The organism is Nonomuraea diastatica, from assembly GCF_004349015.1.
GTDB classification, from domain to species: Bacteria; Actinomycetota; Actinomycetes; order Streptosporangiales; family Streptosporangiaceae; genus Nonomuraea; species Nonomuraea diastatica.
In genome coordinates, this window is record NZ_SMKP01000282.1 from 1 (window position 1) to 9687 (window position 9687).

Annotated in this window: 13 protein-coding genes and 1 pseudogene; 7 read left to right on the top strand and 7 right to left on the bottom strand. The window is 70.0% G+C overall.

Annotated elements, in window-relative coordinates; genetic code table 11:
* Nucleotides 1-160 precede the first annotated feature (160 nt).
* Nucleotides 161-628 (top strand): MarR family winged helix-turn-helix transcriptional regulator, encoded by a 468-nt coding sequence (locus E1294_RS49085; RefSeq protein ID WP_220448388.1) that lies wholly within the window; start codon nucleotides 161-163, stop codon nucleotides 626-628.
* Nucleotides 625-1239, top strand: coding sequence for an NAD(P)-dependent oxidoreductase (locus E1294_RS49090; protein ID WP_132519291.1), 615 nt, complete (start codon nucleotides 625-627; stop codon nucleotides 1237-1239). Before E1294_RS49085 ends, E1294_RS49090 begins: the two co-directional genes overlap by 4 nt.
* A 31-nt stretch (nucleotides 1240-1270) precedes the next feature.
* Here E1294_RS49090 and E1294_RS49095 read toward each other — a convergent pair whose 3' ends face one another.
* Nucleotides 1271-2407, bottom strand: a complete 1137-nt coding sequence (locus E1294_RS49095; RefSeq protein ID WP_132519294.1) for an Mrp/NBP35 family ATP-binding protein — start codon at nucleotides 2405-2407, stop codon at nucleotides 1271-1273.
* A 270-nt stretch (nucleotides 2408-2677) separates the two neighbouring features.
* A pseudogene (tnpA, locus tag E1294_RS49100) lies at nucleotides 2678-3103 on the bottom strand (IS200/IS605 family transposase).
* A 274-nt stretch (nucleotides 3104-3377) separates the two neighbouring features.
* Here tnpA and E1294_RS53800 point away from each other — a divergent pair.
* Genes E1294_RS53800 through E1294_RS49115 form a run of 3 tightly spaced genes read left to right on the top strand, consistent with a single transcriptional unit; the run spans nucleotide 3378 to nucleotide 4597 of the window.
* Complete coding sequence (locus tag E1294_RS53800) at nucleotides 3378-3821, top strand: transposase (RefSeq protein WP_165977916.1); 444 nt, start codon at nucleotides 3378-3380, stop codon at nucleotides 3819-3821.
* A gap of 1 nt (nucleotide 3822) precedes the next feature.
* A complete protein-coding gene (locus tag E1294_RS58670; protein ID WP_132519318.1) occupies nucleotides 3823-4089 on the top strand; it encodes a zinc ribbon domain-containing protein in 267 nt (88 codons plus the stop codon).
* A gap of 46 nt (nucleotides 4090-4135) precedes the next feature.
* Nucleotides 4136-4597: a MarR family winged helix-turn-helix transcriptional regulator gene (locus E1294_RS49115; RefSeq protein WP_246083835.1), complete on the top strand. Its 462-nt coding sequence runs from the start codon at nucleotides 4136-4138 to the stop codon at nucleotides 4595-4597.
* Here the strand turns inward: E1294_RS49115 and E1294_RS49120 are convergent.
* Nucleotides 4581-5048, bottom strand: coding sequence for a DUF1003 domain-containing protein (locus tag E1294_RS49120; RefSeq protein WP_132519300.1), 468 nt, complete (start codon nucleotides 5046-5048; stop codon nucleotides 4581-4583). The genes E1294_RS49115 and E1294_RS49120 overlap by 17 nt on opposite strands.
* Complete coding sequence (locus tag E1294_RS49125) at nucleotides 5038-6246, bottom strand: magnesium transporter MgtE N-terminal domain-containing protein (protein WP_246083836.1); 1209 nt, start codon at nucleotides 6244-6246, stop codon at nucleotides 5038-5040. Before E1294_RS49125 ends, E1294_RS49120 begins: the two co-directional genes overlap by 11 nt.
* A 96-nt stretch (nucleotides 6247-6342) precedes the next feature.
* Between E1294_RS49125 and E1294_RS49130 the strand changes: the two genes are divergently transcribed.
* Complete coding sequence (locus tag E1294_RS49130) at nucleotides 6343-7305, top strand: EamA family transporter (RefSeq protein WP_132519303.1); 963 nt, start codon at nucleotides 6343-6345, stop codon at nucleotides 7303-7305.
* On the opposite strand, the gene E1294_RS49135 is transcribed toward E1294_RS49130, so the two are convergent.
* Entirely contained in the window at nucleotides 7289-7657 is a 369-nt protein-coding gene (locus E1294_RS49135; protein ID WP_132519306.1) for a hypothetical protein, read from the bottom strand. The genes E1294_RS49130 and E1294_RS49135 overlap by 17 nt on opposite strands.
* Nucleotides 7658-7706: 49 nt before the next feature.
* Here E1294_RS49135 and E1294_RS49140 point away from each other — a divergent pair, with 49 nt between their 5' ends.
* Nucleotides 7707-8639: an HpcH/HpaI aldolase/citrate lyase family protein gene (locus tag E1294_RS49140; protein WP_132519309.1), complete on the top strand. Its 933-nt coding sequence runs from the start codon at nucleotides 7707-7709 to the stop codon at nucleotides 8637-8639.
* Here the strand turns inward: E1294_RS49140 and E1294_RS49145 are convergent.
* On the bottom strand, nucleotides 8629-9174 hold the full coding sequence (locus E1294_RS49145; RefSeq protein ID WP_132519312.1) for a DUF6529 family protein: 546 nt from the start codon (nucleotides 9172-9174) through the stop codon (nucleotides 8629-8631). The genes E1294_RS49140 and E1294_RS49145 overlap by 11 nt on opposite strands.
* Nucleotides 9171-9687: hypothetical protein (locus E1294_RS53805; protein WP_165977917.1), on the bottom strand; the 517-nt coding region annotated here is incomplete at its 5' end. The genes E1294_RS53805 and E1294_RS49145, both read right to left, overlap by 4 nt.

Below are 9687 nucleotides of genomic sequence, written 5' to 3' on the forward strand. Positions count from 1 at the left end.
GCCCAACGCCCGCTGCCCCCGGAGTGCCCCCGCCTTACGACGTCGGTCCCGCCCCTGCCCCAGCCGTGGATGGCGCGCCTCCAGCGGGGGTGCGGCGGCCCTGGCCCTTGCCCAGGGCGGATAGTTGCCAACATTATACTAATCAAGTTTACTACCTGCCATGGATCTCAACCGGGAGCAGGTGCCCTCGACCGGATGGCTGATCTGGCAGGTGGCGTTGCGCTGCAGGACCGCGCTCGATCGAGCATTGGCCCCGTTGGGGCTGACCAACGCGCAGTACGGCCTGCTGGCGGCCCTGTGTGAGCTGTCCCGCAGCGGGGCGCCCCCTTCCCAGCGGCAGCTCGCCGACTTCGCCGGCCTGGAACCGATGTACGTCTCCAAGCTCGCTCGCACGCTGGAACAGACCGGGCTCATCGAGCGCCAGGACGACCCCGACGACACCAGGGCCGTCCGGCTCACCCTCACCGGCTCCGGAGCCGATCTCGTCGCGGCCGCCCGCGAGAAGGTCGTGGCCCTCGACGAACGCATCCTCGCCCCGTTCGGCGGGAGATCCAGCGACGACACCGCCCACCTGCATGGCCGGCTGCTGACCCTGCTCCACCATCTCGACCAGGAGAAGCCGTCATGAGGATCGTGGTTCTGGGCGCGACCAGCCGCACCGGGCTCTGCCTGCTGGCAGAGGCGCGGCGGCGCGGTCACCACATCGTCGCGTTCACCCGCCGCCCCGGCACGTTGGCCGACGTCCCGGCGCCGGCCGAGGTCGTGCACAACGACGGCCGCGACCTGGACACGGTGCGTGCCGCGCTGGCCTGCGCCGACGCGGTGATCTCCTTGCTGCCCGGGGGAGGCCGCCGCGACCCCCACCTGGCGGCCGAGTCGGCCCGCATCCTCACCACCGCCATGGCCGACGCCGGTGTCCGCCGCCTAGTCGTCGTCAGCGCCTATCCGATCGTGGGCGTGCGGCCCCGCGTGGCGATCTGGATCCTCCGCCGCGTCCTGGCCACGCCGTACGCCGATGTGTCGCAGATGGAGCGGATCGTCTCCGCCTGCGACCTCGACTGGACCATCGCCCGCCTGAACCGGCTCGTCGACAGGCCTGCGACCGGCGCCATCACCATCAGCACCGGCCTGCTGGCGAAGCCTCGCCCGCACAGCCGAGCCGACAGCGCCGCCACCCTCCTCGACCTCGCCGAGGACCCTGAGACCGCCCGATCCGCGCTCAACATCAGCGGCTCCTGAGCCCACGCGCGGGCCGGGCGGCGGGATGGGGTCAGCTGCGGGGCGCGAGACCGAGCTGGAGGCCCTTGAGGCTCGAGGAGCGCTTGCTCAGGGCGCCGGCGATCGAGCGCAGCTCCGCGGCGGCCGGCGAGTCGGGGTCGGTCAGGACCAGGGGCTTGCCCTCGTCGCCGCCCTCGCGCAGCCGCAGGTCGATCGGCACCTGGCCGAGCAGCGGCACCCTGGCGCCGAGGATGCGGGTCAGCGCGTCGGCGACCGTCTGGCCGCCGCCCTCGCCGAACACCGCGATGCGCTCGTCGCAGTGGGGGCACGGCAGCCACGCCATGTTCTCGATGACCCCGGCGATCTGCTGGTGCGTCTGCGCGGCGATGGAGCCGGCGCGCTCGGCCACCTCGGCGGCGGCCATCTGGGGCGTCGTCACGACCAGGATCTCCGCCGACGGCAGCCGCTGCGCCACCGAGATGGCGATGTCGCCGGTGCCCGGGGGAAGGTCGAGCAGGAGCACGTCGAGGTCGCCCCAGTAGACGTCGGCGAGGAACTGGTGCAGGGCCCGGTCGAGCATCGGCCCGCGCCACACCACCGCCGTGTTGCCCTCCGGCTTGAACATGCCGACCGAGATGACCTTGATGTCGTGGGCCACCGGCGGCATGATCATGTCTTCGACCTTGGTGGGCCGCTCGGCGGCGCCCAGCATGCGCGGCACGCTGTGGCCGTAGATGTCGGCGTCGACGATGCCGACCTTGAGGCCGCTCGCGGCCATGGAGGCGGCCAGGTTGACGGTGACGGACGACTTGCCGACTCCGCCCTTGCCGCTGGCCACCGCGAAGACGCGGGTCAGTGAGCCGGGCTGGTTGAAGGGGATCTCCTTCTCCGGGCCGCGGTCGCCTCTCAGCTTGGTCTGCAGGGCCTTGCGCTGCTCGGTGCTCATCACGTCGAGCTCGAGTTGCACGTCTGTCACGCCGTCGAGCTTGCTGACGGCGTTCTTCACGTCGCGGCGGATGGTGTCCTTCATCGGACAGCCGGCCACGGTGAGATAGACGCCGACGCGCACCGCGCCGCCGGAAGCGATCTCGATGCTCTTGACCATGCCGAGGTCCGTGATCGGGCGGCGGATCTCGGGGTCGATGACGGTGGCGAGAGCGGCCGTCACGTTTTCCTGGGTTAGTGCCATCGAAGTCTCGGCACGAGGGAGTGCCGTCCCTCCTTTGTCGGTATATGTGTGACAGGCGCTGGACGCCAGTGAGGCTGCCCCTCCATCGTATGAACCCGCGGCCTCGCTGAGTTAATCCGAGCTGTTAGATGTTCGTGCAACAACGTTCTAAGATTACCGAAGGTCCGCGGAAGCCTCGGCCTTCGGGCCGGGGATGGATGTGGCCTCCCTGCGGGGGACGGCCCGCCGTGGGCGGGGCATCCCGGAGTGCGGAGCCGTGGTCCCGGGGCCTCAGGTGGGGCGGCGCTGCTGTTCGATATATGCCTTGCTGATCGATAGTGGCGCTCGGCCGCAGGAGGCGGCGAGGTAGCTGGGTGACCAGAAGGGGGCCTACCCTACGTCGTGCATGATGGCGGGGATCCGGCCGGTGGACTCCTTGCGGAGGTAGTGCGAGGAGACGCCCTTCACGAGTTGACGAGTTTGCTGATCGCGACTTTGGGCGGGTAGTGGACGGGCAGGTGGGCGTGGTCGTGTTCGCCGTTGTACTCGCGCAGCTCGGCCTCGAAACCGTCACGCACTTCGATCATGATGTCTTCGCCGGCGGCGCAGCATCGCGTCGTCGAACACATTGCTGCGATATTTGGTGACAAAGACCAGATGGACGTGCATCGCGGAAACCACGTCTCTGCCCGTCGATAGTCCACCCTCAAGGCCCATGGATGCGATACTACGTTCGAGTTGGCCTGGTGTTCCTGCCCAAGCTCGGGTGGGCGCGGTTTCGGATGTCGCGCCCGCTCGGGGGGACCGTCAAGTCCGCGACCGTGTCCCGGGACGGCGAGCACTGGTTCATCAGCTTCCTCATCGACGACGGGATCCCCGAGCGGCAGGAGCACGCGTGTCCGGGGTGGGCGGGCGTGGACCGGGGGGTGGTCACGGCCGCCGTGACCTCGGACGGGGAGTTCTTCGACCGCGCCACGCCGCAACCGGCGATGTGTCCTCCACAAAGCCGCCACGGCAGGCGGAACAGGACCGGCAGGGCGATCTCGGGTATCTCACGCCCGACGAAGCGGAACGGTATCTACGGCTGCAACGCCGGCTCGCCCGCACGACGAAGGGATCGAAGCGGCGCAAGACGGTCATGGCCGCGATGAGACAGATCATGCGGCGGGTCCGGTGGCGGCGCGCTGACTTCAACGCCCAAGCCGCGCACCGGCTGACCCGCAGGGACGGGCACGTGGTCGTCGAAGACCTGAACACCGAGGGCATGACCGCGGCCGTCAAGCCCAAGCCCGACCCCGACCGGCCGGGCAGGTTCCTGCGCAACGGCGCGGCAGCGAAGGCCGGGCTCAACAAGGCGATTCTCGACAAGGGCTGGTACGACCTGGAAGTCGCCCTGCGCGCCAAGGCCCGCTACACCGGCAGCACCATCCCATAAGATCCATCCCGCGTACACGTCCCAGACCTGCCCGGAACCTGCGTGCGGGAAGATGGACGAGAAGAGCCGCAAGAGCCAAGCGGTCTTCTCCTGCACTTCTTGCGGCGCATCGAGCACGCCGACATCGTGGGGGCGAGGAACATCAAAACCCGAGGACAGGCGGCCGGGCTGGTCGTCTCAGGGCGTGGAGACCCACCCGGGTCCGCGAAACGTCAAGCACCCCGTTCCACAGCGCCGGGCCGCGCAAGCGGCACGAGCTGCCGCATAGCGGCACGGGAATCGCAGTCCCTTCAGGGCGGGGAGCAGGTCAATCCGTGACTCTTCTGCGCCACGAGGGCCTCACCGCTGACGAGCTGGCGGTCTGGCGGATGTTGCAGCGAGCCCAGGTGCGCATCACCCGTCACCTGGAGGCGGAGCTGCTGGTCGCCCACGACCTGCCGCTGGCGTCGTACGACGTGCTCATGCAGCTGGCCGAGGCGCCGGAGCGGCGGCTGCGCATGAACGATCTCGCCGACCGCGTGCTGCTCTCCCGGAGCGGGCTGACCAGGCTCATCGACCGGCTGCAGCGCGACGGCCTGGTGGCGCGGGAGGCCTGCGCGGACGACGCGCGCGGGTTGTTCGCGGTGCTGACCGAGCGCGGGGAGGCCAGGCTGGCTGAGGCGACGCCGACCTACCTGCGCGGCATCAGGACCCAGTTCCTCGACATGCTGGGCCCTGACGAGATCGGCGAGGTGCGGTCGATGCTCGCCAAGCTCGACATCACCGGCGCTCCCTGAGCTCCTCCAGCAGGCGTCCGAGCTCGGAGCGCAGATAGTCGCGGGTGGCCACCTCGTTCAGGGCCAGGCGGAGCCCGGCGATCTCGCGGGTCAGATATTCGATCTCCGCCTGGTTGCGCTCGGCTGTCTCGCGGTCCTGCTCGTACTGGATGCGGTCGCGGTCGTCCTGGCGGTTCTGGGCCAGCAGGATCAGCGGCGCGGCGTAGCTGGCCTGCAGCGACAACATCAGCGTGAGGAAGATGAACGGGTACGGGTCGAACTTCAGGTGTTCGGGCGCGGCCACGTTCCAGGTCACCCAGGTCGCCACGAAGACGGTCATGTAGACGATGAAGCGGGCGGTGCCCAGGAAACGGGCGATCCGCTCCGACAGCCGCCCGAAGGCCTCGGGGTCGTAGTGTGGCCGCAACGACCGCCGCAGGTCACGGGGCTGGTCGAGGCGTTCAGACGTCATGGTCGGCCCCTTCGCGCCAGTCCTTGGGGAGAAGGTGGTCGAGCACGTCGTCGACGGTCACCGCGCCGACGAGCCGGCCGAACTCGTCCACGACGGGGGCGGCCACGAGGTTGTAGTTGGCCAGGTATGAGGTGACCTCGCGCAGCGTGAACTCGGGCTTGATGGGGTCGATCGAGGGGTCGAGCACGCCGCCGAGAATCGTGGACGGCGGCTCGCGCAGCAGCCGCTGGAAGTGTGAGACGCCCAGATAGGTGCCCGTCGGCGTCTCCGTGGGCGGCCTGGTGACGTAGACCTGCGCCGCGACGGCCGGCGTCAGATCCTGCTGGCGGATGTGGGCGAGGGCCTCGGCCACCGTGGAGGTGGGCGGCAGGATCACCGGCTCGCTGGTCATCACGCCGCCCGCGCTGTCGACGGGGTAGGTCAGCAGGCGCCGCACCGGGGCGGCCTCTTCCGGCTCCATCAGTGCCAGCAGCCTGGCCGCCTGTTCCTGAGGCAGGTCGTGCAGCAGGTCGGCGGCGTCGTCGGGCGCCATCTCCTCCAGCACGATGGCGGCCCGCTCGGGCTCCAGCGTGCCGAGGATGCCGATCTGGTCGGCGGGCGGGAGCTCCTCCAGCACGTCGGCCAGCCGGTCGTCGTTGAGCGCTCGGGCGATCTCGACGCGGCGCTTTCCCGGCAGCCCGTGCAGCGCGCTGGCCATGTCGGCGGCCCGCAGCGACTCGAACGCGGCGATCAGGCCGGCGGCCCCCTGGTCCTTCTGCAGCGTGTCGAACCCGGACACCTCGGTCCAGTCGACGACCCGGAGGTCGCGCCGGCGGCCCCGGTGGAGCGCGACCTGGGTGATCTCCCACGTGGACGGCTTGACCTCCTCCATGGCCACGTCGTAAACGATCATCGAGTCGTCGTCGTAGGTCACGGTGAGGTCGAGCATCTGGCCGATGACCAGCGTCTCCGTGGCCCGCTGCTCGAACCTGCGCATGTTGAGCCGGCCGGTGAAGACCACGGCGCCCGCCTCGATGCGGCGTACGCGGGTGATGGGCAGGAACACCCGGCGGCGCGGCTGCACCTCGACCACCAGGCCGTGCACGTTGGGCCGGCGGGTGAGGCGCAGGCCTGTCACGACGTCGCGCACCCGGCCGATCTGGTCGCCGGCGGGGTCGAAGACCGGGGTGCCCTGCAGCCGGCCCACGAAGATCTGCACGTGGCCAGGCTAACAGGGCGGTCCCGTTGCGCCCTGAACACCGGACGTGTCAGTATCAACCCTGCTTCACGGTCATTACGGGTCGGATGGTGTGCGATGAGATATGCGGGGCTGGCGCTCGCGTTCGTGGGGTCGTGGTGTTTCGCGTTCGCCGGGCCGATGGCCAAATACCTCATCGCGGCCGGGCTGGCGCCGATGGAGGCCGTCTGGACGCGGATGGCAGGGGCGGGGCTGCTGCTCGTGGCCGTGCTCGCCGTGGTCAGGCCCCGCGCGCTGCGGATCCCCCGGTCGAAACTGCCGTTCTTCGGCCTCTACGCGCTCATGGGCGTGGCGGGGGTGCAGTCCCTGTACTTCGTGGCCATCACCAGGCTGCCGGTGGGGGTCGCGCTGCTGCTGGAGTTCATGGCCCCGGTGATGGTGGTGGCCTGGGTGCGGGTCGTGCGCAGGATCAGGCTCGCCCGGGCCGCGTACGTCGGCGCGGTCGTGGCGGTCATGGGCCTCGCGATCGTCGTCGAGGCCTGGCAGGGGTTGCGGATCGATGCGCTGGGCCTGCTGCTCGGCCTGCTGGCCGGGGCGTGCTGCGCCGGATATTTCCTGATGTGCGATGGCTTCGGCGATGACATCGACCCGCTGGGCCTGATCGCCTGGGGCCTGCTGGGCGCGACCGTTCTGCTGATCCCGTTCTCGCGGCCCTGGAACATCCCCTGGGAGGCCTTCACGGTCTCCGCCACGCCGGAGGGCGCCGTCACGCTGCCGGTGCTCGGGGCCTACCTCTGCATGGCGGTCGTCGCGACCTCGATCGCGTACATCCTGAGCATGTACGCCGTGCGGCGGCTGTCGGCCGCCGTGGGCGCCACGGTCGCGTCCCTGGAGGTCATCGCGGGCGCGGTGGTGGCCTGGGCGCTGGTCGGTGAGACGCTCGGCGTGTTCCAGATCGTGGGCGGGCTGATCGTGCTCTCGGGCGCGCTGCTCGCCCAGACCGCCACCGCCTCCGCCCAGCCCCCGGCGGCGCCCGAACAGGTCATCGAAGAACCGGCCGCGGTCACCGCTCCGGGGTGAGGCGCACGACGGTGCACTCGCGGGCCCAGCGCTGGGTGAGGTGCTCGCTGTCGCGGGCGTTGAGGCGCTCCTTCGCCAGCACCGCCACGGCGTCGCCGGCCGAGGCCTGGTCGACGACCGACACCGCGGCGTCGAACTCCACCAGCCTGACGCCGTTGTCCTTGCTGCGCAGCGTGACGCGCACCCGGTCGAGCGCGTCGAGGCCGGGCAGCTGCTGCTCCTCGCCTCCCGTCACCACGTAGATCGCGCCGTCGTGCCAGGAGTGCCAGGCCAGGCGCGGGCGGTCGAGGGCGAGCCAGAGGATGCCCGACTTCTTCGCGCCCTCTTCGATCGCAGGGGTGTTGTCGCTCACAGCTCCGACTGTACGGCCGAGCCGGGCCGGGGACGAGTACCGTGTGCGCATGCGCTCCCGTCGTTCGGTGCTCGCCGTGCCAGGCAGCAACCCCCGTTTCCTCGAAAAGGCCCAGACCCTGCCCGTCGACGAGGTCTTCCTCGACCTGGAGGACTCCGTCGCGCGGCAGGCCAAGGAGGAGGCGCGCAAGAACATCGTGACCGCGCTCCGCGAGGGCGACTGGTCGGGCAAGACGCGGGTGGTCCGGGTCAACGACCTCACCACGCAGTGGACCTACCGCGACGTGATCGAGGTCGTCGAGGGAGCGGGGGAGTTCGTCGACTGCCTGATGTTGCCCAAGGTGCAGGACTCCACCGAGGTCGTCTGGCTCGACACGCTGCTCACCCAGATCGAGAAGGCCATGGGCCACGAGGTGGGCCGCATCGGCATCGAGGCGCAGATCGAGAACGCGCGCGGGCTGGTCAACGTCGACGCCATCGCGGGGTCGTCGCGGCGGCTGGAGACGCTGGTGTTCGGCCCGGCCGACTTCATGGCCTCGATCAACATGCGCACACTCGTCGTCGGCGAGCAGCCGCCCGGCTACGTCGAGGGCGACGCCTACCACTACATCCTCATGCGCCTGCTCATGGCGGCCAGGATGCACGACCTGCAGGTGATCGACGGCCCCTACCTGCAGATCAAGGACGTCGAGGGCTTCACGAAGGTGGCGCGCAGGGCGGCCGCGCTCGGGTTCGACGGCAAGTGGGTGCTGCATCCCTCGCAGGTCGACGCGGCCAACGAGGTGTTCTCGCCGGAGCAGGAGGACTATGACCACGCCGAGCTCATCTTGGAGGCGTACGACTACTACACCTCGGTCGAGAAGCGCGGCGCAGTCATGCTGGGCGACGAGATGATCGACGAGGCCTCCCGCAAGATGGCGCTCGTCGTGGCGGCCAAGGGGCGGGCCGCCGGGCTCACCCGTACGACATCCTTCACACCTTGAAGCCGATGGTGGTGAAGAACCAGAACGACGAGGTCAGCCAGAGCCCGACGAGCACCGTGAACGCCGCCCCGCCGAGCACCGGCAGCGTCCAGCCGGGCGCGCCGCGCTTGGGCAGGGCGAGCATCTTCGCGGTGAACACCCCGTAGAAGAAGCAGCCGAGCAGCGAGTGCACCAGCACCCTGGGCACGTCGTACTGCAGGCCCAGGGCATAGAGGCAGTGGAAGGCGACGGGGATCGTCAGCAGGAACGCGATCCGGCCCGACCACTGGTGCACGGCGGGCGGGATGGTGACGCCGAGCCTGCCCCACATCGACAGGGCCGAGACCACCTGCACGATCGCCAGGACGAACGCGCCAGTGGTGAGCCAGACCTTCATCGGCAGCGCGGCGGAGAACCCGGCCACGCCGACCGCGAACCCGGTGGGCGTGTGGGCCCGCCCGAAGACGCCGAGCGCGACCACGACCAGCCCCCCGGCGATCAGCGGCCAGAGCAGCGGGGTCAGGCTGCGGGACGGCCGCTGGTGGATGGCGGTCATGACATCTCCTCGATGAAGCCGTCGACGTCCTTGGGGTAGACCGTGGTGTCGTCCACGGTGAGGGGGGTGGTGGGCCGCTCGCCGTCCAGCCGCGGGATGTCGAGCTGCTCCTCGCCGAGGACGGCGGCGCCGACCTGGGTGAAGCCCCCCTGCGGGTTCTTCAGGACGATCCAGCCCGCCCTGAGCTTGGCGCCTCTGACGATCGCGGTGGCGCGGTAGAGGCCCGACGGCTTGACGACCGTGGGCGCGACGAAGCTCCACGTCTCGCCGCCGAGGGCGACCGTGCCCCTGGCCTTGCCGCCGCTCAGCGCGGCCGTGACCTTGGCGCTGCCGAAGCCGGTCAGCGTCAGCTCGCCCGCCGACTCCTTGCCCTTGAACCAGGCCTCGGTCCTTCCGTCGCAGAAGTAGCCGATGGCCTTGCCGTTCCTGATCGAGATGGCGATGAGGCCACCGTTGCCCTTGACGCGACCGCCGTAGTCGGCCCTGGTGATCTTCTTGGGCTCGGTGCGGGAG